The 21,503-nt window shown below is 70.8% G+C and carries 20 protein-coding genes; 14 read left to right on the forward strand and 6 right to left on the reverse strand.

The features are described 5' to 3' along the window. The first annotated feature begins 22 nt into the window (after positions 1-22). The 3 genes from AB0K12_RS43300 to AB0K12_RS43310 are packed head-to-tail and all read left to right on the forward strand — an operon-like array spanning position 23 to position 1,854. Positions 23-616: an HAD-IIIA family hydrolase gene (locus tag AB0K12_RS43300; protein WP_364574245.1), complete on the forward strand. Its 594-nt coding sequence runs from the start codon at positions 23-25 to the stop codon at positions 614-616. Beyond that, positions 613-1,542, forward strand: coding sequence for a glycosyltransferase (locus AB0K12_RS43305; RefSeq protein ID WP_364574247.1), 930 nt, complete (start codon positions 613-615; stop codon positions 1,540-1,542). The genes AB0K12_RS43300 and AB0K12_RS43305 overlap by 4 nt, the downstream gene beginning before the upstream one ends. Positions 1,543-1,572: 30 nt before the next feature. Next, positions 1,573-1,854 carry a WhiB family transcriptional regulator gene (locus AB0K12_RS43310; RefSeq protein WP_345385920.1) on the forward strand — a complete coding sequence of 94 codons (282 nt, stop codon included), beginning with the start codon at positions 1,573-1,575 and terminating at the stop codon, positions 1,852-1,854. On the opposite strand, the gene AB0K12_RS43315 is transcribed toward AB0K12_RS43310, so the two are convergent. Continuing rightward, entirely contained in the window at positions 1,796-2,275 is a 480-nt protein-coding gene (locus AB0K12_RS43315; protein WP_364574250.1) for a peptide deformylase, read from the reverse strand. The genes AB0K12_RS43310 and AB0K12_RS43315 overlap by 59 nt on opposite strands. 229 nt (positions 2,276-2,504) lie before the next feature. On the opposite strand from AB0K12_RS43315, the gene AB0K12_RS43320 reads away from it, so the two are divergent. After that, positions 2,505-3,671: a uroporphyrinogen-III synthase gene (locus AB0K12_RS43320; RefSeq protein ID WP_364574252.1), complete on the forward strand. Its 1,167-nt coding sequence runs from the start codon at positions 2,505-2,507 to the stop codon at positions 3,669-3,671. A gap of 124 nt (positions 3,672-3,795) precedes the next feature. After that, entirely contained in the window at positions 3,796-4,518 is a 723-nt protein-coding gene (locus AB0K12_RS43325) for a CbiX/SirB N-terminal domain-containing protein (RefSeq protein WP_364574254.1), read from the forward strand. 12 nt (positions 4,519-4,530) lie between these two features. Here the strand turns inward: AB0K12_RS43325 and AB0K12_RS43330 are convergent, their stop codons facing one another. Next, a complete protein-coding gene (locus AB0K12_RS43330) occupies positions 4,531-4,866 on the reverse strand; it encodes a TetR/AcrR family transcriptional regulator C-terminal domain-containing protein (protein ID WP_364574256.1) in 336 nt (111 codons plus the stop codon). Between the two features lie 366 nt (positions 4,867-5,232). Further along, positions 5,233-6,087, reverse strand: a complete 855-nt coding sequence (locus tag AB0K12_RS43335) for a PAC2 family protein (protein ID WP_364574258.1) — start codon at positions 6,085-6,087, stop codon at positions 5,233-5,235. Between the two features lie 253 nt (positions 6,088-6,340). Between AB0K12_RS43335 and metH the strand changes: the two genes are divergently transcribed. The 8 genes from metH to AB0K12_RS43375 all read left to right on the forward strand — a co-directional run bounded on the left by metH (position 6,341) and on the right by AB0K12_RS43375 (position 17,368). Next, positions 6,341-9,805, forward strand: coding sequence for a methionine synthase (gene metH, locus AB0K12_RS43340; RefSeq protein ID WP_364574260.1), 3,465 nt, complete (start codon positions 6,341-6,343; stop codon positions 9,803-9,805). 104 nt (positions 9,806-9,909) lie between these two features. Beyond that, complete coding sequence (locus AB0K12_RS43345; protein ID WP_345385910.1) at positions 9,910-10,554, forward strand: HAD family phosphatase; 645 nt, start codon at positions 9,910-9,912, stop codon at positions 10,552-10,554. A gap of 100 nt (positions 10,555-10,654) precedes the next feature. Continuing rightward, the gene (locus AB0K12_RS43350; protein WP_364574263.1) at positions 10,655-11,188 is read left to right on the forward strand and encodes a cellulose synthase; all 534 of its coding nucleotides are present in this window, start codon (positions 10,655-10,657) and stop codon (positions 11,186-11,188) included. A gap of 237 nt (positions 11,189-11,425) precedes the next feature. Then, positions 11,426-12,418: an ABC transporter permease gene (locus tag AB0K12_RS43355; protein WP_345385906.1), complete on the forward strand. Its 993-nt coding sequence runs from the start codon at positions 11,426-11,428 to the stop codon at positions 12,416-12,418. Between the two features lie 50 nt (positions 12,419-12,468). Then, a complete protein-coding gene (locus AB0K12_RS43360; protein WP_364574265.1) occupies positions 12,469-14,235 on the forward strand; it encodes an ABC transporter substrate-binding protein in 1,767 nt (588 codons plus the stop codon). 87 nt (positions 14,236-14,322) lie between these two features. Further along, positions 14,323-15,336, forward strand: coding sequence for an ABC transporter permease (locus AB0K12_RS43365; protein ID WP_364574267.1), 1,014 nt, complete (start codon positions 14,323-14,325; stop codon positions 15,334-15,336). Continuing rightward, positions 15,333-16,358, forward strand: a complete 1,026-nt coding sequence (locus AB0K12_RS43370) for an ABC transporter ATP-binding protein (RefSeq protein ID WP_364574269.1) — start codon at positions 15,333-15,335, stop codon at positions 16,356-16,358. The genes AB0K12_RS43365 and AB0K12_RS43370 overlap by 4 nt, the downstream gene beginning before the upstream one ends. A gap of 32 nt (positions 16,359-16,390) precedes the next feature. Further along, positions 16,391-17,368 carry a dipeptide ABC transporter ATP-binding protein gene (locus AB0K12_RS43375; protein ID WP_364574313.1) on the forward strand — a complete coding sequence of 326 codons (978 nt, stop codon included), beginning with the start codon at positions 16,391-16,393 and terminating at the stop codon, positions 17,366-17,368. 32 nt (positions 17,369-17,400) lie between these two features. Here AB0K12_RS43375 and AB0K12_RS43380 read toward each other — a convergent pair whose 3' ends face one another. The 3 genes from AB0K12_RS43380 to AB0K12_RS43390 form a co-directional block, all read right to left on the reverse strand. Further along, positions 17,401-18,084: a response regulator transcription factor gene (locus tag AB0K12_RS43380; RefSeq protein ID WP_346114457.1), complete on the reverse strand. Its 684-nt coding sequence runs from the start codon at positions 18,082-18,084 to the stop codon at positions 17,401-17,403. After that, complete coding sequence (locus AB0K12_RS43385; protein ID WP_364574315.1) at positions 18,081-19,253, reverse strand: sensor histidine kinase; 1,173 nt, start codon at positions 19,251-19,253, stop codon at positions 18,081-18,083. Before AB0K12_RS43385 ends, AB0K12_RS43380 begins: the two co-directional genes overlap by 4 nt. 90 nt (positions 19,254-19,343) lie before the next feature. Next, positions 19,344-20,204 carry a RecB family exonuclease gene (locus tag AB0K12_RS43390; protein WP_364574272.1) on the reverse strand — a complete coding sequence of 287 codons (861 nt, stop codon included), beginning with the start codon at positions 20,202-20,204 and terminating at the stop codon, positions 19,344-19,346. A 111-nt stretch (positions 20,205-20,315) separates the two neighbouring features. On the opposite strand from AB0K12_RS43390, the gene AB0K12_RS43395 reads away from it, so the two are divergent. Then, positions 20,316-21,452, forward strand: a complete 1,137-nt coding sequence (locus tag AB0K12_RS43395) for a site-2 protease family protein (RefSeq protein ID WP_364574274.1) — start codon at positions 20,316-20,318, stop codon at positions 21,450-21,452. Positions 21,453-21,503 lie beyond the last annotated feature (51 nt).

A 21,503-nucleotide genomic window follows, 5' to 3' on the forward strand; every position in this document is an offset into this window, starting at 1 on the left:
GCCGGGCACGCGACGGAGGTGAATGGTGTTCGAAAAGCGGCGTCCCGGGGCCGTGCTCTTCGACCGGGACGGAACCTTGATCAGGGACGTGCCCTACAACGGCGACCCCGGCCGGGTCGAACCCATGCCGGGCGCGGTGGAGGCGCTGGGCCGGCTGAGACGCGCCGACGTGCCGGTGGCCGTGGTCACCAACCAGTCGGGCGTCGCCAAGGGCCTGCTGTCGCCGGACGAGATGGACCAGGTGAACGCCAAGGTGGAGGAGCTGCTCGGCCCGTTCGACGCGTGGGCGATCTGCGTGCACGACGACGCCGACGGCTGCACCTGCCGCAAGCCCGCGCCCGGCCTGGTGATCAGGGCCGCCGCGGTGCTCGACGTCAGCCCGCGCGACTGCGTGGTCGTCGGCGACATCGGCCGCGACATGGAGGCGGCCAGGGCCGCCGGGGCCAGGGGCATCCTCGTGCCCACCGAGCAGACCCTGGAGGAGGAGATCGAGCGGGCGCCCGAGGTCGCCGACGACCTCAGCGACGTGGTCGAGCGCGTGCTGAGCGGCGCGGAGGACCCGGTGCCCGCCGTCTCGGCCCCCTGGGCCCGCGCCATGGGCTGGAGCCGCTGGTGAAGATCCTCCTCTGGCACGTTCACGGCTCGTGGACCAGCGCGTTCATCCGCGGGTCGCACGAGTACCTGCTCCCGCTCGTCCCCGGCCGTGGTCCCGATGGCCGGGGGCGGGCGGCCACGTACGACTGGCCGGACAGCGCCCGCGAGGTGCCCTGGGACCGGCTGCGCGACGAGCAGGTGGACGCCGTCGTCTACCAGCGCCCGTACGAGATCGACCTGGCCCGCGACTGGCTCGGCCCGCGCGTCTCCCGCCTGCCCGCCGTCTACGTCGAGCACAACACCCCCGCGGGCGACGTGCCCCGCACCCGCCACCCGCTGGCGGACCAGAGCGACGTCACGCTCGTGCACGTCACCCACTTCAACGAGCTCTACTGGGACAACGGCCGCGCCCCCACCCGCGTCATCGAGCACGGCGTCCCCGACCCAGGGCACCTCTACAGCGGCGAGCTGGCCAGGGCCGGTGTCGTCGTCAACGAGCCGGTGCGCCGCACCCGCGTCGCCGGCACCGACCTGCTGCCGCGCTTCGCCGAGCGGGTGCCGCTCGACGTGTTCGGCATGAAGGTGAACGGGCTGCCGTACGGCACGTACGAGGACCTGCCCCAGCACGTCATGCACGCCGAGCTGGCCAAGCGGCGCGTCTACCTGCACCCCTACCGCTGGACCTCGCTCGGCCTCGCCCTCATCGAGGCCATGACGCTCGGCATGCCGGTCGTCGCGCTGGCCGCCACCGAGGCGATCGAGGCGGTGCCGCCCGAGGCCGGCGTGCTGTCGACCAAGGTGCACGTGCTGGCCGACGCGCTGGCCGAGTTCGCGGGGGACCCCGAGCGGGCGGGCCAGGCGGGGAAGGCCGCCAGGGCCGCCGCTCTGGCCCGCTACGGGCTGGACCGCTTCCTGCGGGACTGGGACCGCCTGCTCGGCGAGGTATGACGCCTTGAGGCATGGGTAGGCGCGAGGAGCATGATGATGATGCTCGACTGGACACGCAGAGCCGCCTGCCTGGACCTCGACCCCGAGCTGTTCTTCCCGATCTCGATGGAGGGGCCGAGCCAGTCGCAGGCCGACCGGGCCAAGCGGGTGTGCGCCCGCTGCCCCGTGCGCGAGCCGTGCCTGGCATACGCCCTGGACACCCGGCAGGCGTACGGCGTGTGGGGCGGCACCGACCCCGGGCAGCGGCGCGAGCTCAGCCTGGCAGAGCCGCGAGAAAACGTTCCCGCTCGTCCGCTTCGAGGTGGTCACTGAACAGCACGCCGTCGAGGTGGTCGGTCTCGTGCTGGAGCACCCGCGCCAGCGTGCCGAGCGCCCTGACGGTGACAGGCTTGCCGAACATGTCACGGCCACGCGCGGTGACCATGTAGGAACGTTCCAGGGGCCACCACACGCCCGGCGCCGACAGGCACGCCTCATCGGCCGTCACCCGCCGCTGTGACAACTCCAGCCGCGGGTTGACCAGATGGCCCGACTTGCCGTCGTAGTCGTAGACCACCACGCGTACCGGCTCGCCGAGCTGCGGGGCCGCCAGCCCGGCCCGCCCCGCGCCCGCCCGCAGCGTCGCCGTCAGCGACTTCACCAGCCGGCGCAGCTCCCGATCGAAATCCTTGACCGGCTCGGCGACCGTGCGCAGCACCGGATCGCCGAACATGCGAATAGGCAGGACCGTCACCCGCGACTCCCCGATAGGCGGCCTCGTCACGGAGAACGTTTCCCCCGCCCGCGCCGGGCCAATCACGCCACCGCAGCCTTGTAGCACAGCGGTAACAGAGGAGACCCCCGGGCGAAACCACCCGAAAGCAGTATCGGAGGGTGATCTCACTTGCGTCACACGCACCTGTGATGCCTGACCGGGTGCTCGGGGCCCGGCCAGGCGTCCCCGACTATCTGGAGGTGCACGCATGAGCGCGCTTCCCCTGGAGGGCGGCTCGTCACCGGAGACGGCGCCCGACGCGCTGGCGGGCTTCACCGTCGGCGTGACCGCGACGAGACGGCGCGAGGAGTTCGGCGCCCTGCTGGAGCGCCGCGGCGCCCGCGTGGTCAGCGCCCCCGCGATCCGCCTCGTCCCCCTCGCCGAGGACGCCGACCTGCTCGCCGCCACCCGGCAGAGCCTGCGGGCCCCGCTCGACGACGTGGTCGTCACCACCGGTGTCGGCTTCCGCGGCTGGATGGCCGCCGCCGAGGGCTGGGGCCTGTCCGCCGAGCTCGGCGAGCACCTCGCCGGCGCCCGCCTGCTCACCCGCGGCCCCAAGGCCAGGGGAGCGGTGCGCGCCGCCGGGCTCAACGACCACTGGACCCCCTCGACCGAGTCCTGCCATGAGGTCAAGGAGCACCTCCTCGCCCAGGACCTGCGCGGGCGGCGCATCGCCGTCCAGCAGCACGGCGAGCCGCTGCGCGACTTCGTCGCCGACCTGCGCGCCGCCGGGGCCGAGGTGATCGAGATCCCGGTCTACCGGTGGCTGCCGTACCGCGACATCTCGCCGCTGCGCCGCCTCATCAGCCAGACCGTCTCTGGCTCGGTGGACGCGGTGGCCTTCACCAGCGCGCCCGCCGTGCACGCCATGCTGAACGCCGCCCGCGCCGACGGGCTCGAAGAGGCGCTGCTCGCCGCGTTCGGCGGCTCGGTCGTGGCGGCCTGCGTCGGCCCCGTCACCGCCGACCCGCTCGCCTCGCGCGGCGTGCCCACCCTGCAGCCCGACCGCTCCCGGCTCGGCGCGCTCGCCCGCGCCCTGGCCAGGCACCTGCCCGAGCACGGCGTCACCCGGCTCGTCGCGGGCGGCCACCGGCTGGAGATCCGCGGCCACGCCGTGGTCGTGGACGGCGAGCTGCGGCCGCTGCCGCCGGCGCCGATGGCGGTGCTCAAGCGCCTGGCCGACAAGCCGGGCCACGTGGTGTCGCGGGCCGACCTGCGTACGGTGCTGCCGGGCAGCGTCGCCCGCGACTCGGCAGAGCACGCCGTGGAGATGGCCATCACCCGGCTGCGCCGCGCGCTCGGGCCCGGCGGGATCGTCGAGACCGTCGTCAAGCGCGGCTACCGGCTCGCCTGCCTGTACGAGGCCGGCCTTTGACCCTCGCACCACCCACCCCCGACTCCGCCACCTGGCCCGCCCGGGGCCGGTGGCCGTCGATGACAGCTGCCCCGCACACCGAGGAGTTCCGCATGCCGTGGCCCGTTCCCGCCGGAGCCGGCCGATGACCCCCACGCTCGTCCTGGCCGCCCACGGCACCCGCGACCCCGCGGGGGAGCGGACGCTGGCCGCGCTGGCGCGGACCGCCGGGGCCGCACGTCCAGGACACCGCGTGGAGCTCAGCTACCTGGAGCTCAGCTCGCCGCTGCTGGCGCAGGTGCTGCCCGCCGTGCGCGGGCCGGTGGTGGTCGTGCCGCTGCTGCTGGCCGGCGGCTACCACGTGCACGTCGATCTGCCCCGCGTCGTCGCCGAGCACCGGCCGGAGGCGGTGGTGGCCCGCTGGCTGGGCCCGCACCGGCTGCTCACCTCGGCGCTGGCGCGCAAACTGGCCCGCGCGGGCCTGCGCGCCACCGACGCGGTGCTGCTCGGCGCGGCCGGCTCGTCCGACCCGGCGGCGCTGGCCGACGTGCGCGCCGCCGCGCACCAGCTCGCCGTGCGGCTGGCCCGCCCGGTGACCGCCGCGTTCGCGTCGGCGGGCACGCCGTCGCTGGACGAGGCCATGGAACGGCTCGCCTCGACCCCGGCCGCGCGGGTGGCGATCGCCTCGTACGTGCTCGCGCCGGGCTTCTTCCACGACCGGCTGGCCGCGGTGGCCGCGGGCCATCCCGCGGCGGTGGTCAGCGAGCCGCTGGGAGCCGACCTCGACGTGGCGGCGCTGATCTGGCACCGCTACGACGAGGCCGTACGCCGCTCCGCCGCCATGCCCCGCACGCTGCGCCGGGCATGACGTGAAAGAAGATCAGGCGGGGTCGAGGCGCAGCTCGCGGACGATCTCGCGAGCAGTGGCGTCCCTGGACGGCGCGGCGTCGGCGCCGACGAACATCTCGATGTAGGCCCGGTGGAAGCAGCCCGCGACCAGCAGTCGCGCGCTCGCCTCCGGGTCGACGTCGGCCCTGATGCGGCCCAGCCGCTGCTCGGCCGCCAGGTACGCGGCCAGCGGCGTGGTCTCCGTACGAGGCCCGAGCTCGGTCTCCTTGATGGCCTGGCGGAAGCGTACGGTGACGTTGGGCGAGGTGAAGGCCGGCAGCGCGGCGCTCTGGACGTCGATGTAATAGTCGATGCCCGCCCGCGCCACAGGCAGAAGATTGTCGGAAACGGACCCTTTTCCTGCGCTATGGGCTAAATCATGAAGAATGCTCAACCAGAGGGGAAGTCGATCCTGGAGCAGCGCGAGGAAGTGGTCCACCGAGCCGCCGGCACGGTCCTCCCTGAGCGAGACGGCCATCTCGAGGATGCGCCGCCGGGTGTCCTGGCTCCTCTGGTGCGGGTCAACATGGGATGTCGCCATGGCATGCCTAACGTGCGCGGTCGGAGGATGTAGGCATCACGTGCGAAGCCGGAGCTTTCGGCCGGCCAACTCTGAGTCCCGGCTTGTCGGGATCTGGTGGTCCCCGATTATTACCTGAAAACGAGAAAATTGGGCAGATTTACTACCTGAGGGTTAGCTGTCCGTGTCGCGATCTCTACGTCGCAGGTAGCGCTCGAACTCCGCCGCGATCGCGTCGCCGCTGGCCTCGGGCAGCTCGGCGGCGTCCTTGCGCTCCTCGAGCTCCTTGACGTATTCGGCCACCTCGCTGTCCTGCGAGGCCAGCTCGTCGACGCCGCGCTCCCACGCCCTGGCCTCCTCGTCGAGGTCGCCCAGCGGCATCGGGATCTCCAGGACGTCCTCCAGCCGGCGCAGCAGCGCCAGCGTCGCCTTGGGGTTGGGCGGCTGCGCGACGTAGTGGGGCACCGACGCCCACAGCGAGATCGCGTCGAGCCCAGCCTTGCCGAACGCGTGCTGCAGCACGCCCACGATGCCGGTCGGGCCCTCGTAGCGGCTCAGCTCCAGCCCCGTCGAGCGGGCCAGCCCCTCGGTGGTGGCGCCGCCGAGAATCGGCACGGGCCTGGTGTGCGGCGAGTCGTTGAGCAGCGCGCCGAGCATGACGGCCAGCTCGATGCCGAGCTCGCGGCAGGCGTAGATGATGTCGTCGCAGAACGAGCGCCAGCGCATGTTGGGCTCGATGCCGCGCAGCAGCACCACGTCGCGCTCGACGCCCGGGGGCCGCGCGCGCAGCAGCCGCGTCGTCGGCCACACGATCGACTGGGCCAGCCCGTCGGTCATCTCCACCACGGGCCTGGTGACCTGGAAGTCGTAGTAGTCGTCGGGGTCGAGCGCCACCAGCGGCTCTGCCTTCCAGGCCGACTCGAGATGGGCGATCACGCCGCTGGAAGCCTCACCCGCGTCGTTCCACCCCTCGAACGCGGCGATGAGCACCGGGTCGACGAGCTCGGGGAGCCCTTCGAGCTCTATCACGTGTCGCCTCCACTTCCCTTCGTCCCGCTAAGCCTATGCGGTGAGGAGGCATCGCCGTCACCGATCTCCCCCCTAATGCCGCCCTGCCCCGTTCGCGACCCGCGAACGCGCCCCGCAAGACAACGATCACGAAACGCCCGGAATGAACCGCCGCACCCCGCCGACGCCGTACTGGCAGGGGCTCCCGCCGTGGCCTGAGGCGGTCGAGTGGCGTGCGAGCGGCGCTCGAAGCCCACCCGATAAGCTGAACCTCATGAGCATCTCCCCGTCCTTCCGAGAAGTGTTGTCCCAGCGCGTCATCGTGGCCGACGGGGCGATGGGCACGATGCTCCAGGCCCAGGACCCCACGCTCGACGACTTCCACGGGCACGAGGGCTGCAACGAGGTGCTCAACGTCACCCGCCCCGACATCGTGCGCGGCGTCCACGACGCCTACTTCGCGGTCGGCGTCGACTGCGTCGAGACCAACACCTTCGGCGCCAACCTCGCCGCGCTCGGCGAATACGACATCTCCGACCGCGTCTTCGAATACTCCGAGGCCGGCGCCCGCATCGCCCGCGAGGCCGCCGACCACTGGGCCACCCCCGACCAGCCGCGCTTCGTGCTCGGCTCCATGGGCCCAGGCACGAAGCTGCCGACGCTCGGCCACCTGCCCTACGCGAGCCTGCGCGACGCCTACCGCGACAACGCGGCCGGCCTGATCGCCGGCGGCGCCGACGCGCTCATCATCGAGACCTGCCAGGACCTGCTCCAGGTCAAGGCCGCCGTGGTGGGCGCCAAGCGGGCCATCGAGGCGGCCGGCCGCGACATCCCGATCATCGCCCAGGTCACCATCGAGACCAACGGCGCCATGCTGCTCGGCTCGGAGATCGGCGCCGCGCTCACCGCGATCGAGCCGCTCGGCGTCGACATCGTCGGGCTCAACTGCGCGACGGGCCCCGCCGAGATGAGCGAGCACCTGCGCTACCTCGCCCGCCACTCCAGGCTCAAGCTGTCCTGCATGCCCAACGCCGGCCTGCCGGTGCTGACCGCCGACGGCGCCTACTACCCGCTGAGCGCGCAGGAGCTGGCCGAGGCCCACCAGACCTTCACCCGCGACTACGGCCTGTCGCTGGTGGGCGGCTGCTGCGGCACCACGCCCGAGCACCTGCGCCAGGTGGTCGAGAAGGTGCGCGGCAAGCAGCCCGCCACGCGCCGGCCCCGCCCCGAGCCCGGCGCCTCCTCGCTCTACCAGACCGTCCCGTTCCGCCAGGACACCTCCTACCTCGCCATCGGCGAGCGCTGCAACACCAACGGCTCCAAGGCCTTCCGCGAGGCCATGCTGGCCGGCCGCTGGGACGACTGCGTCGAGATGGCCCGCGACCAGGCCCGCGACGGCGCCCACATGCTCGACCTGTGCGTCGACTACGTCGGCCGCGACGGCGTGACCGACATGAAGGAGCTGGCCTTCCGCTTCGCCACCGCCTCCACGCTGCCGATCATGCTCGACTCCACCGAGCCCGCGGTGCTGCAGGCCGGTCTCGAGATGCTGGGCGGGCGCGCCGCGGTCAACTCCGTCAACTACGAGGACGGCGACGGCCCCGACTCCCGCTTCCAGAAGATCATGCGGCTGGTCCGCGAGCACGGCGCCGCCGTGGTCGCCCTCACCATCGACGAGGAGGGCCAGGCCCGCACCGCCGACCACAAGGTGCGGGTGGCCACCCGCCTGGTCGAAGACCTCACCGGCAACTGGGGCATGCGGGTCGAGGACATCATCGTCGACTGCCTGACCTTCCCCATCGCCACCGGCCAGGAGGAGACCAGGCGCGACGGCCTGGAGACCATCGAGGCGATCCGCGAGCTCAAGCGCCGCTACCCGGGCGTGCAGACCACGCTGGGCCTGTCCAACATCAGCTTCGGCCTCAACCCGGCCGCCCGCATGGTGCTCAACTCGGTGTTCCTCAACGAGTGCGTCAACGCGGGGCTCGACTCCGCCATCGTCCACGCCTCCAAGATCCTGCCGATGGCGCGCATCCCCGACGAGCAGCGCCAGGTCGCCCTCGACATGGTCTACGACCGCCGCCGCGAGGGCTACGACCCGCTGCAGCGCTTCATGGACCTGTTCGAAGGGGTCGACGCCGCCGCCATGCGCGCCGGCAAGGCCGAGGAGCTGGCCGCGCTGCCGCTGTGGGAGCGGCTCAAGCGGCGCATCATCGACGGCGAGCGCAAGGGCCTCGAGGCCGACCTCGACACCGCGCTCGACCAGCGGCCCGCCCTGGAGATCATCAACGACGTGCTGCTCGACGGCATGAAGACGGTCGGCGAGCTGTTCGGCTCGGGGCAGATGCAGCTGCCGTTCGTGCTGCAGTCGGCCGAGGTGATGAAGGCCGCCGTCGCCTACCTCGAGCCCCACATGGACCGCGTCGAGGGCGAGACCAAGGGCCGCATCGTGCTGGCCACCGTCAAGGGCGACGTCCACGACATCGGCAAGAACCTCGTCGACATCATCCTGTCCAACAACGGCTACCAGGTCGTCAACCTCGGCATCAAGCAGCCGGTCTCGGCCATCATCGAGGCGGCCGACGAGCAGAAGGCCGACGTCATCGGCATGTCGGGCCTGCTGGTCAAGTCGACGGTCATCATGAAGGAGAACCTGGAGGAGATGAACTCCAGGGGCCTGTCGCAGCGCTACCCCGTGCTGCTCGGCGGCGCCGCGCTCACCCGCGCCTACGTCGAGCAGGACCTCGCCGAGCTGTTCGAGGGCGAGGTGCGCTACGCCCGCGACGCGTTCGAGGGGCTGCGGCTGATGGACGCGTTCATGGCGGTCAAGCGCGGCGAGGCGGGCGCGACGCTGCCGCCGCTGCGCGAGCGGCGCGTCAAGACCGGCGCCACGCTCGTCCGCACGCCCGTCGAGGAGCTGCCGGCCCGCTCCGACGTCGCCGCCGACAACCCGGTGCCGCGCGCGCCCTTCCACGGCGACCGCCTGGTCAAGGGCATCTCGCTGACCGACTACGCCGCCTTCCTCGACGAGCGCGCCCTGTTCCTCGGCCAGTGGGGCCTCAAGCCCACCAGGGGCGGCGAAGGCCCCGGCTACGAGGAGCTGGTCGAGACCGAGGGCCGGCCGCGGCTGCGCATGTGGCTCGACCGCATGCAGACCGAGGGCCTGCTGGAGGCGGCCGTCGTCTACGGCTACTTCCCGTGCGTCTCCGACGGCGACTCGCTGATCATCCTCGACGACGCCGGTGATGAGCGCACCCGCTTCACGTTCCCGCGCCAGCGCCGCGACCGCCACCTGTGCCTGTCCGACTTCTTCCGCCCGAAGGACAGCGGGGAGGTCGACGTCGTCGGCTTCCAGGTGGCCACCATGGGCGCCAAGATCTCCGAGGCCACGGCCGAGCTGTTCGCCAAGGACGCCTACCGCGACTACCTCGAGCTGCACGGCCTGTCGGTGCAGCTCACCGAGGCGCTGGCCGAATACTGGCACGCCCGGGTGCGCGCGGAGTGGGGCATCGGCGGCGACGAGTCGCTCGACGACATGCTCAAGGTCAACATCCAGGGCTGCCGCTACTCCTTCGGCTACCCGGCCTGCCCCAACCTGGAGGACCAGAAGCAGCTGTTCGAGCTGCTCGACCCCGAGCGCATCGGGGTGACGCTGTCGGAGGAGTTCCAGCTCCACCCCGAGCAGGCCACCTCGGCGCTGGTCGCCCACCATCCCGAGGCGAAATACTTCAACGTCTGACCCGCCCGGTCCCGCCGCGCGCCCGGCATCGGGCGGTTCGCCGTGCGCGCAGGGGCGGCAGCGTGACCCGGTGAGAACCGCCGACCGATCGGGGAGAGCACTTCATGGACGCCGTCTTCTTCGACATGGACGGCCTGCTGGTGGACAGCGAGCGCGTCTGGCTGGAGATCGAGACCGGGGTGATGGCCAGGCTCGGCGCCGCGTGGACGCCCGAGCACCAGGCCCACCTGGTGGGCGGCTCCATGGAGCGCACGGTCGACTACATGCTGGCGGTCTCGGGCGCCGAGGTGGCGCCGCAGGCCGTGCGGGAGTGGATGATCGACGGCATGGTGGCCCGGCTGCAGGACGGCGTGCCCGTGATGCCGGGCGCGTCCGAGCTGCTCGACGCGCTGCGCGATGAGGGGGTGCCGGTGGCGCTGGTCACCTCCTCGCTGCGGCCGATCGCCGACGCGGTGCTGAAGAGCGTCGGCAGGGAGCGGTTCGACCTGGTGGTGACGGCCGATGACGTCACCCGCACGAAGCCGGACCCCGAGCCCTACCTGACGGCCGCGCGGCGGCTCGGGGCCGAGCCGGTGCGCTGCGTGGTGCTGGAGGACTCCCCGAACGGGGTGGCCGCGGCGACGGCGGCCGGCTGCGCGGTCGTGGCGGTGCCGAGCCTGCTGCCCGTCGAGCAGGCGCCGGGGCGGCTGGTGGTGACGTCCCTGACAGACGTAGGGGTCGCGGACCTGAGGGCACTTCTGGGGCCGTAGGCACGTTCCCCTAAGGGAAAAGTGGTTCTCACGGAGGAGGCGCACGGGCCTTCGCGTGCCAGGATGGTAAAGCAAGAGCCACGGACTAGGGGGCGGCGAGATGGACACCTTCAACGCGATCGCCTGGCTGCCGCTGTGCGCCGGTGCGACCATAGCCGGGCTGGTGCTGGCCTTCCTGGCGTTCCGGCGCCGGGGCGCGGCGGCCGGCATGCGGGTGACGGCATGGGCGCTGCTGCCGATGGCGGCCCTTCTCACGGACGCGCTGCAGTCGCTGTGGACGATCGGCACCACCGTGGTGGGCTTCGTGACGGGGCTGGTGTTCAAACCGACGGTGTGGGCGGGCGTGGCGCTGGCCGGGCTGTCGGTCGTGCTGTTCGTGGTGTCCGGGGTGATGCGCGGCAGGAAGCTGTCCTCGGGGCGGAAGCAGCCGGTCGCCGAGACGCCGGAGGCAGGCGCCGGAGCGGCGGGCCCGCAGGCAGCCCAGAAGCCGGGCCAGAAGCCGGGCCAGAAGCCGGGCCAGAAGCCCGCCGGGGCGGCCAAGCCGCAGCCCGCCGTGAGCCAGAAGCCGGCGAGCAAGGGCGACGACGACTTCTCCGACATCGAGGAGCTCCTCAAGCGGCGCGGCATCAGCTGAACCGGACACCCCGCGTGACTATGTCACGGTTCCGAGACGTAACCGGAACTCGCCCTAGACAATCCGTTCAAGATCAATACGAATGAGTTTCGCAACAATCACGGATTGGCCACATAGCGGCCTGAGGGACTAGTCAGCGCAGCTCAGGCCATAGATTCTGCCCCATGAGGTCGCGACAAGCGGTCTAGAGTCAGCACGCAATGACTGCGTCGTCTTGTCAGCAGGGGGCATTACGGAATGACCGCACCGCTCGACGTTCCCGGATCAGCAGCCGAGGCGAACCCGGAGGCTGTCCTCGCCGGGACGGGCAAGGCCATCCAAGGCCGATCCCTCACCAGGATCGCCTGGATGCGGCTGCGCCGCGACAAGGTCGCACTCACCGGCGGCATCATCGTCATCCTGCTGATCCTCGTCGCGATCTTCTCCTCGCCGATCATCTCCGTGTTCGGCCACCCGCCCCTGGAGTTCCACCAGGACGAGATCGACCCGAACACGCTGCTGCCCAAGGGCGCCTTCGGCGGCGTGGGCGGCGAATACCTGCTGGGGGTCGAACCGGTCAACGGCCGCGACATCTTCAGCCGCATCGTCGCCGGCGCGTGGATCTCGCTGCTGATCGGCTTCGTCGCCACGCTGCTGTCGGTCATCATCGGCACCACGCTCGGCGTCATCGCCGGCTACTTCGGCGGCTGGGTCGACCAGATCATCGGCCGGCTCATGGACGTCTTCCTCGCCTTCCCGCTGCTGGTCTTCGCCATCGCGCTGGCCGGCGTCATCCCCGACGAGGGGTTCGGCCTGGAGGGCAACGGGCTGCGCATCGCCATGCTGATCTTCATCATCGGCTTCTTCAGCTGGCCCAGCATCGGCCGCATCGTGCGCGGCCAGACGCTGTCGCTGCGTGAGCGCGAGTTCGTCGACGCCGCCAAGAGCCTCGGCGCCCGCCACGGCTACATCCTCTTCCGCGAGATCCTGCCGAACCTGCTCGCGCCGATCCTGGTCTACGCGACGCTGCTCATCCCGACCAACATCCTCTTCGAGGCCGCGCTGTCGTTCCTCGGCGTCGGCGTCAGCCCACCCACCCCGACCTGGGGTGGCATGCTGTCCGAGGCGGTCCGCTTCTACACACTGCCCCACTTCGTGCTCTTCCCGGGGCTGGCGATCTTCATCACGGTCCTGGCGTTCAACCTGTTCGGCGACGGACTGCGCGACGCCTTCGACCCACGGGCGCACTGAGTCCCGCCAACGCTTCATCCCCCGCATCTCACTCATCAAGGGGTTAGTCAATGAGAAGGAAACACGCACTGGCCGGAGCCGCGACAGCGGTCCTCGCCCTGGTGCTCTCCGCCTGTGGCGGCGGAGGTGGGAGTACCTCACAGCAGCCCGCCCAGTCGGCGTCAGGCGGTGCCGCGCAACCCGCGTTCAACGCCGCGCTCACCTCGGTCTACAACCCGTCCACGAAGAAGGGCGGGACGCTGAAGGCGGCCCACTCCTCCGACTGGGACAGCCTCGACCCGGGTGACACCTACTACGGCTACTCGTTCAACTTCGGCCGCTTCTACTGGCGGACGCTGACGATGTACAAGCCGGGTCCCGGCCCCGAGGGCAACACCGTCATCCCCGACCTGGCCGAAGGGCTCGGCGAGGCCAGCGACGGCGGCAAGACCTGGACGTACAAGCTGAAGAGCGGCCTGAAGTTCGAGGACGGCACCCCGATCACGGCCAAGGACGTGGCCTACGCGGTGGCGCGCTCCTTCGACAAGGAGACCTTCGCGCACGGCCCCTCCTACCTCAACGAGCTGCTCGACTGGCCGAAGGACTTCAAGGGCGTCTACAAGACCCCGGACGTCGACTACAAGTCCGCCGTCGAGGCCACCGACGACAGCACCGTCGTCTTCCACCTGAAGAAGCCGTTCGCGTCGATGGACTACATCGTCCAGATGCCGATGACGGCTCCGGTGCCGAAGGACAAGGACACGGGCGCCAAGTACAAGGAGCACGTCGTCTCCTCCGGCCCGTACAAGTTCGAGACCAACGAGATCGGCAAGCGCTTCACCCTGGTCCGCAACGACCAGTGGGACCCGGCGACCGACCCGAACAGGCCGGCCCTGCCGGACCGCATCGAGGTCCAGCTGAACGTCAACGCCGACGACCTCGACAACCAGCTGATCGCGGGTGACATCCACCTCGACATCCCCGGCACCGGCATGCAGCCCGCCGCGCTGGGCAAGGTGCTGCCGGACCCGGCGCTCAAGGCCCGTACGGACAACCCGACGATCCCCAGGCTCTGGTACGTCTCGGTCATCCCGGACAACCCGCCGCTCGACAACGTCGAGTGCCGCAAGGCCGTGATGTGGGCCGCCGACCGCGTCGCCAACCAGACCGCCTACGGAGGCCCGCTGGCCGGTGGCGACATCGCCACCAACGTCATGCCGCCGCCCATCGTCGGCCAGGAGAAGTTCGACCTGTACGCCACCCCCGAGAACAAGGGTGACGTCGAGAAGGCCAAGCAGGCCCTCACCGCCTGCGGCCAGCCCAACGGCTTCGAGACCACCATGGCGTTCCGATCGGACCGCCCGCGCGAGAAGGCGCTGGCCGAGGCCATGCAGCAGGCTCTCGCCAAGGTGAACATCAAGCTCGACCTCAAGGGCTTCCCGGCCTCCAGCTACTTCTCCGACTACGCCGGTAACACCGACTACGTCAAGAGCAACAAGATCGGCCTGGCCACGCACGGCTGGGGCTCCGACTGGCCCGACGGCTACGGCTTCATGCAGGCCATCGTCGACAGCCGCACCATCCGCAAGGCCGGCAACTACAACCTCAGCGTCAAGAGCCCGGAGGTCGACAAGCTGATCGACCAGGCCTCCGCCGAGCTCGACGACACCGCCCGCGCCAAGCTGTGGGTCGAGGTCGACAAGAAGGTCATGGAGGACGCGTCCCTCCTGCCGGTCGTGTGGGCCAAGTCGCTGCTCATGCGCGGTCAGGGCGTGACGAACGTCGCCTACAACGAGGGCCAGAGCATGTACGACTACATCTTGCTCGGCGTCGAGTGACCAGGCGAGGTTCGGGGATCTAGCGAAGGCAGGTGAAGGCAGGAGTGGCCCGCCCGCCCCGGCGGGCGGGCCACTCGGCCGGTAGCGGTGGTCACATACATCATCAGGCGTCTGATCGGCGCGATCGCCATGCTCATATTGATCAGCATGGTCACGTTCGGCATCTTCTTCGTCGTGCCGCAGTGGGCCGGGGCGACACCCGAGGCCCTTGCGTCGCGGTACGTCGGCCGGGCGGCCACACCGGAGACCGTCCACCTGGTGGCCGAACGGCTCGGCTTCAACGACCCGGTCGTCGTGCAGTACGGCAGGTTCGTCAAGGGCCTGGTCGCCGGAGCCGAGTACAACTACGGCGCCGGCGTCGAGCAGTGCCCCGCGCCCTGCTTCGGCTACTCCTTCATCTCCGGCCAGCCCGTCTGGCCGGACCTGCTCGACCGCATGCCGACCACCTTCTCGCTGGCCATCGGCGCCGCCCTGCTCTGGGTGATCGGCGGCGTCAGCGTCGGCGTGCTGTCGGCCCTGCGAAGAGGCAGCTTCTTCGACCGGATCTCCATGGGCACCGCCCTGGCCGGCGTCTCGCTGCCCATCTTCTTCACCGGCATGATCTCCCTGGTCGTCTTCAGCTACGGCCTCGGCTGGACGCCGCCGGGCGGCGCCTGGACCGACTTCACCGTCAACCCGCTGCAATGGGCGTACAACCTGCTGCTGCCGTGGATCACGCTGGCGTTCCTGTTCGCCGCCACGTACGCCCGGCTCACCCGGGCGGGCATGCTGGAGACGATGGGCGAGGACTACATCCGCACCGCCAGAGCCAAGGGCCTGCGGGAGAACCAGGTGGTGGTCAAGCACGGCCTGCGCGCCGCGCTCACCCCGATCCTGACCCTGTTCGGCATCGACTTCGGCCTGCTCATCGGCGGCGCCGTGCTCACCGAGACCACCTATACTCTGCCCGGGCTCGGCCAGTTCGCCATCCTGGCGATCAGGAACCAGGACCTGCCGCAGGTCATGGGTGTCGTGCTCGTCGCCGCCGGATTCGTGGTGGTCGCGAGCCTGGTCGTCGACCTGCTGTACGCCGTGGTCGACCCGAGGGTGAGGTTGTCGTGAGCTTCCTTGACGTCAAGGACCTGAAGATCCACTTCCCGACCGACGACGGCCTCGTCCGCTCCGTCGACGGGCTGTCGTTCAGCGTCGAGCGGGGCAAGACCCTCGGCATCGTCGGCGAGTCGGGCTCCGGCAAGAGCGTGACCAGCCTCGGCGTGCTCGGCCTGCACAAGGGCGGCCGGGCTCGCATCTCGGGCGAGATCTGGCTCGACGGCGAGGAGCTCATCGGCGCCTCCACCGAGCACGTGCGCAAGCTGCGCGGCAAGAAGATGGCGATGATCTTCCAGGATCCGCTGTCGTCGATGCATCCCTTCTACACGGTCGGCCACCAGATCATCGAGGCGTACCGGATCCACAACGACGTCTCCAAGCAGGTCGCCCGCAAGCACGCCGTCGACATGCTCGGCCGCGTCGGCATCCCCGAGCCGGCCAGGCGCGTCGACAGCTACCCGCACGAGTTCTCCGGCGGCATGCGCCAGCGCGCCATGATCGCCATGGCGCTGTCGTGCGACCCCGAGCTGCTCATCGCCGACGAGCCGACCACCGCGCTCGACGTGACCGTCCAGGCGCAGATCCTCGACCTGATGCGCGACCTGCAGCGCGAGTTCAACTCCGCGCTCATCGTCATCACCCACGACCTGGGCGTGGTCGCCGAGCTGTCCGACGACATCCTCGTCATGTACGCCGGCAAGTGCGTCGAGTACGGCACCACCGACGACGTCTTCTACCGCCCCGAGCACCCCTACACCTGGGGCCTGCTGGGCTCCATGCCGCGGCTCGACCGCGAGCCCACCGAGCGGCTGCTGCCGATCAAGGGCTCGCCGCCGTCCCTCATCAACGTGCCGCAGGGCTGCGCCTTCCACCCCCGCTGCCCGTACGCCGAGCGCACCGCCGGCAAGGCCACGACCGAGGTGCCGGCCCTCGCCGAGACCGAGGGCGGCCACCTGGTGCGCTGCCACATGAGCAGGGACGAGCGGCAGAGCCTGTGGGTTAACGAGATCAAGCCAGTGCTGGAGACCCAGTGAGCGACAACGAGCTGCTTCTTTCCGTGCAGGACATGGAGAAGCACTTCCCCGTGACGAAGGGCCTGCTCAAAAGGCAGGTCGGCGCCGTCAAGGCGGTCGACGGAATCAGCTTCGAGGTGTACAAGGGCGAGACGCTCGGCCTGGTGGGGGAGTCCGGCTGCGGCAAGTCCACCACGGGACGCCTGGTCACCCGCCTGCTGGAGCCCACCGCCGGCAAGGTGGTCTTCGAGGGCCAGGACATCACGCACATGAGCCAGAGCCGGCTGCGGCCGCTCCGGCGCGACATGCAGATGATCTTCCAGGATCCCTACTCGTCGCTCAACCCCCGCCACACCGTCGGCGCCATCGTCGGCGCGCCGTTCCGCATCCAGGGCGTGCAGACCGAGAACGGCGTCAAGAAGGCCGTCCAGGACATCCTGGAGCTGGTGGGGCTCAACCCCGAGCACTACAACCGCTACCCGCACGAGTTCTCCGGCGGGCAGCGCCAGCGCATCGGCATCGCCCGTACGCTCGCGCTCAAGCCCAAGCTGATCATCGCCGACGAGCCGGTCTCCGCGCTCGACGTGTCCATCCAGGCCCAGGTCGTCAACCTGCTGGAGGACCTGCAGCGCGAGCTGGACCTGACCTACGTCGTGATCGCCCACGACCTGTCGGTGGTGCGGCACATCAGCGACCGCGTCGCCGTCATGTACCTCGGCAAGATCGTCGAGGTGGCCGACCGCAAGCAGCTCTACACCTCGCCGATGCACCCGTACACCAACGCGCTGCTGTCGGCCGTGCCCGTGCCCGACCCCAAGGGCGCCAAGGGACGCGAGCGCATCCGGCTCACCGGCGACGTGCCGAGCCCGCTCAACCCGCCGCCCGCCTGCCGCTTCCACACCCGCTGCTGGAAGGCGCAGGAGATCTGCAAGACGGTCGAGCCGCCGCTGCAGGAGCTGGCCGGCGGCCACCAGGTGGCCTGCCACTTCCCGGAGAACGCCCCCGAGACGCCCGCCGCCAAGGCGGGCTAGCCGCACCTCCGCGCGCCGGGCGCCCCCCTGTCCTAGGAGATGGCGCCCGGCGTGATCAACCCGGTCTCGTACGCCAGCACCACGGCCTGCACCCGGTCACGCAGCCCCAGCTTCGTCAGCACGTTGCCGACGTGCGTCTTGACCGTGGTCTCGCTCACCACGAGCTTGGCCGCGATCTCCGCGTTGGACATGCCCTTGGCGATGAGCCGCAGCACCTCCAGCTCCCGTTCGGTCAGCCGGTCGAGCCGCGCGGGCGCCGCCTGCTCGTACGCCGAGGGCAGCCGCGTCGCGAACCTGTCGAGCAGCCGCCGCGTCACGCTCGGGGCCACGATCGCGTCGCCCGCCGCCACCACCCTGATCGCCTGCACCAGCTCGTCGGGCGGCACGTCCTTCAGCAGGAACCCCGACGCGCCCGAGCGCAGCGCCTCCACGATGTACTCGTCGAGGTCGAACGTGGTCAGCACCAGCACCTTCGGCACGTGCGCGGCCGGCGCCGCCTCCCGCACGATGCGGCGGGTCGCCTCGATGCCGTCGACCCCCGGCATGCGGATGTCCATCAGCACGACGTCGGGCAGCAACGCCCTCGTCTGCTCCTGCGCGTCCTTGCCGTCGCCCGCCTGGCCCACCACCGTGATGTCGGGCTCGGCCTCGAGGATCAGGCGGAAACCGGTGCGCAGCAGCGGCTGGTCGTCCACCAGCAGCACTCTGATCGTCATTGGCCGTCCTTCAACGGGAACCGGGCCCGCACTTCGAAACCGCCCCCCGGCAGCGGACCGATGTTCAGGATTCCACCATAGAGCGTGACACGTTCGCGAATGCCGACCAAGCCGTGCCCTGCGGACCTGGGCTCCCCGGCAGCCGCGCCCACGCCGTCGTCCTCCACCCGCACGTCCAGCTCGCCCGGCTCGTAGCGGACCGTCACCGTCGCCTTCGCGCCCGCGCCCGCGTGCCGCAGGCTGTTGGTCAGCGCCTCCTGCACCGTCCGGTACGCCGCCAGGTCAACCCCCGCGGGCAGCGCCACCTCCGTGCCCTCCACCTGCAGCCGCACCGGCAGCCCCGCCTCCCGCATCAGCTCCGCCAGCGCGGGCAGGTCGCGCACGGCCGGCTGGGGGCCCAGCTCCGCCTGCGCGTCCGTGCGCAGCACGCCCACGATGTTGCGCATCTCCGTCATCGCCAGCCGCCCTGTGTGCTCCACCGCCGACAGCGCCTCACGCGCCAGCTCGGGGTCGGTGGCCAGCACCCGCCGCGCGGCCGCCGCCTGCACCGTCATCACGCTCACGTGGTGGGCCACCACGTCGTGCAGCTCGCGGGCGATGCGCGAACGCTCCTCCGCCCGCGCCGCCCTGGTGTCGGCCGCGTGCGCCCGCTCCAGCCGCGCCGCACGGTCCTTGAGCTCCTCCATGTACGCCCGGCGCAGCCGCAGGCTCCTGCCCGCCCCCCACACCGCCACCAGCACCACGGCGACGATGACGTACTGGTTCCAGGCCACCGGCCCGACGGGACCCGCCGCCGCGCCCGCGAGATACGCCACCAGCGACACCACCAGCGCCACCAGCGAGATCGCCAGCCCCCGGTGCGAGGCCACCGAGTACAGCAGCACCATCCCCGACAGGCTCGACGTGCCCGTGCCGTAGCCGAGCGAGCTGAGCAGCGTCTCCGGCAGCAGGCCCGCCCACAGGGCGCTCAGCGGCCAGCGCCGCCGCACCACGATGGGGGCGCAGGCCAGCACCACCAGCAGCCCGCCGAGCGCGTCCGGTGGCCGCATGCCGTGCACCGGCAGCCCTTCGGCCTGCAGCCGCTCGGGCCCGTAGAGCACGAACAGCGCCACGGAGGCCATGGCCACCACCCCGGCGAGCACCGTGTCGTGGAGCCTGCTCCGATCCATGCGCACCGCTTCACTGTAAGACCAGGTGAGAGCCCGCAACCTCCTCCCACGGGAGGAAAAGCACCCATCTGATCCCCGAGCTGGGGGCGGTCAGAGCTCGTCGGTGGCCGACCGCCGGCTGCTGCGCACGGTGTCGCCCGGCTGCCGGTCGGGCACCGGGGGAGGGGTGCCGCCGAACTCGGGGCACAGCGCCTGATGGTCGCACCAGTCGCACAATCTGCTGCGCCGCGCCCGCCACTCGCCGGTCTCCAGCGACCGCTCGATCGCCGCCCACAGCGCCATCACCTTGCGCTCGGTGGCCAGCAGGTCGGCCTCGTCGGGCGCGTACCGCAGCACCTCGCCCCGCCCGCCCAGATAGACCAGCTGCAGCAGCCGCGGCACCTCGCCGCGCAGCCGCCACAGCACCAGCGCGTAGAACTTCATCTGGAACAGCGCCTTGGCCTCGAAGTCGGGCCCGGGCGCGCTGCCCGTCTTGTAGTCGACCACCCGGACCTCGCCGGTCGGCGCCACGTCGATCCTGTCGACGTAGCCGCGCAGCATCAGCCCGCCGTCGAGCACCGCCTCCACATAGAGCTCGCGCTCGGCCGGCTCCAGCCGCGTCGGGTCCTCCAGCGTGAAGTAGCGCTCCAGCATGCCTCGCGCCTGCGCGAGCCACTCGGCCTGCTCCGCCTCGTCGGCGAACATCTGCGCGTATTGGGGGTCGTCGGCCAGCAGCCGCTCCCACTGCGGCTCCAGCAGCTCCAGCGCCGCCTGGACCGAGCGGCGCGGCGCAGGCAGGTCATAGAGCCGCTCCAGCACCGCGTGGACCACCGTGCCGCGCACCGCCGCCTGCGACGGCTTCTCAGGGAGCTGGTCGATCACCCGGAAGCGGTAGAGCAGGGGACAGGTCATGAAATCGCCCGCCCGGGACGGGGAGAGAGCTCCGATGATCACCGGCTCGGTCAACGTCATGCACCGCACTCTAGGTCAAGACGCCGACAGAATAACCTTCGCGGAACCAGGATCACGTGATCCGGCGCGTAGCATCAAGGCAGCAACAGCACGTATTGGACGAGGAGTGCGGTGAGCGAGCAGAGCCCGCGGCAGGAGTTCTCCGGACTACGCATGGGCAGACCCTTCGGCATTCCGGTGTACGTCTCCTGGACGTGGTTCCTGGTGGCGGGCTTCATCACCGTGATGTTCGGGCCACAGATGCGGCAGATGCTGCCGTACCTGGACGAGTTCGCCGCCTACGGCATCGCGTTCGTCTTCGCGGTCCTCCTCTACGTCTCCGTGCTGCTGCACGAGCTGGCGCACAGCGTGCTCGCCAAGGCCTACGGACTGCCTGTCCGCCGCATCACCCTCTACCTGCTGGGCGGCGTCTCCGAGATCGAGAAGGAGCCGCCCACCCCCGGCAAGGAGTTCATGGTCGCCGCCGCGGGGCCCGCGCTGTCGCTCGCGCTGGCCGGCCTCGGCGGGCTGGCCGACCTCTTCCTCATCAACGACGGCGGCATCCTCGAGGTGCTCACCTGGCAGCTGTGGTTCGCCAACCTCATCGTCGGCGTCTTCAACCTGCTGCCGGGGCTGCCGCTCGACGGCGGCAGGATGCTGCGCGCCGGCGTGTGGAAGCTGGCGGGCAACCCCGGCTCAGGCACCGTCGTGGCCGCCTGGGGCGGGCGGGTGCTGGCCGTGGCGCTCGTGGCCTTCCCGCTGGTGACCGCGCTGACCAGCGAGCGCGACTTCGACTTCGCCGACCTGGTGTGGCCGCTGGTGCTGGCCTCGTTCATCTGGATGGGAGCCAGCCAGTCGCTGCGCGTCGCCAAGATCCGGGCCCGGATCCCGCAGGTCAACGCCCGTTCGCTGGCCCGCAGGGCGATCCCGGTCACCGCTGAGACACCGCTCTCCGAGGCGCTGCGCCAGGCCGGCGAGCAGCGTGCGGGCGCCATGGTCGTCGTCGACCACGAGGGCAGGCCGGTGGCCATCGTGCACGAGGCGGCCGTCCAGGCCACCCCCGAGCACCGCCGCCCCTGGGTCAACGTCGGCTCGCTGGCCAAGTCGCTCGAGCGCACCATGATCCTGGGCGCCGACCTGGAGGGCGAGGCGCTCATCGAGGCCATGCGCGACGCTCCCGGCAGCGAATACCTGCTCGTCGAGCCCGGCGGCGAGATCTACGGCGTGCTCGCCACGGCCGATGTGAACAGGGTTTTCATCGGCGTCTGATTTGTCCCACTCGTTTAAGCGGCGGCCCATCGATAGGGTCGTGTCCAGCAG

It is taken from the genome of Nonomuraea sp. NPDC049419, from assembly GCF_040676995.1.
GTDB lineage: Bacteria > Actinomycetota > Actinomycetes > Streptosporangiales > Streptosporangiaceae > Nonomuraea > Nonomuraea salmonea.

What these genes read in the sequence shown, in the direction of transcription:
- AB0K12_RS43310 (WP_345385920.1), top strand. Translation starts at nt 1,573, where the DNA reads ATGATGATGATGCTCGACTGGACACGCAGAGCCGCCTGCCTGGACCTC.
- AB0K12_RS43355 (WP_345385906.1), top strand. Translation starts at nt 11,426, where the DNA reads ATGACCGCACCGCTCGACGTTCCCGGATCAGCAGCCGAGGCGAACCCG.
- AB0K12_RS43325 (WP_364574254.1), top strand. Translation starts at nt 3,796, where the DNA reads ATGACCCCCACGCTCGTCCTGGCCGCCCACGGCACCCGCGACCCCGCG.
- AB0K12_RS43345 (WP_345385910.1), top strand. Translation starts at nt 9,910, where the DNA reads ATGGACGCCGTCTTCTTCGACATGGACGGCCTGCTGGTGGACAGCGAG.
- AB0K12_RS43360 (WP_364574265.1), top strand. Translation starts at nt 12,469, where the DNA reads ATGAGAAGGAAACACGCACTGGCCGGAGCCGCGACAGCGGTCCTCGCC.
- AB0K12_RS43385 (WP_364574315.1), bottom strand. Translation starts at nt 19,253, where the DNA reads ATGGATCGGAGCAGGCTCCACGACACGGTGCTCGCCGGGGTGGTGGCC.
- AB0K12_RS43300 (WP_364574245.1), top strand. Translation starts at nt 23, where the DNA reads ATGGTGTTCGAAAAGCGGCGTCCCGGGGCCGTGCTCTTCGACCGGGAC.
- AB0K12_RS43390 (WP_364574272.1), bottom strand. Translation starts at nt 20,204, where the DNA reads ATGACGTTGACCGAGCCGGTGATCATCGGAGCTCTCTCCCCGTCCCGG.
- AB0K12_RS43320 (WP_364574252.1), top strand. Translation starts at nt 2,505, where the DNA reads ATGAGCGCGCTTCCCCTGGAGGGCGGCTCGTCACCGGAGACGGCGCCC.
- AB0K12_RS43375 (WP_364574313.1), top strand. Translation starts at nt 16,391, where the DNA reads ATGGAGAAGCACTTCCCCGTGACGAAGGGCCTGCTCAAAAGGCAGGTC.
- AB0K12_RS43380 (WP_346114457.1), bottom strand. Translation starts at nt 18,084, where the DNA reads ATGACGATCAGAGTGCTGCTGGTGGACGACCAGCCGCTGCTGCGCACC.
- metH (WP_364574260.1), top strand. Translation starts at nt 6,341, where the DNA reads ATGAGCATCTCCCCGTCCTTCCGAGAAGTGTTGTCCCAGCGCGTCATC.
- AB0K12_RS43350 (WP_364574263.1), top strand. Translation starts at nt 10,655, where the DNA reads ATGGACACCTTCAACGCGATCGCCTGGCTGCCGCTGTGCGCCGGTGCG.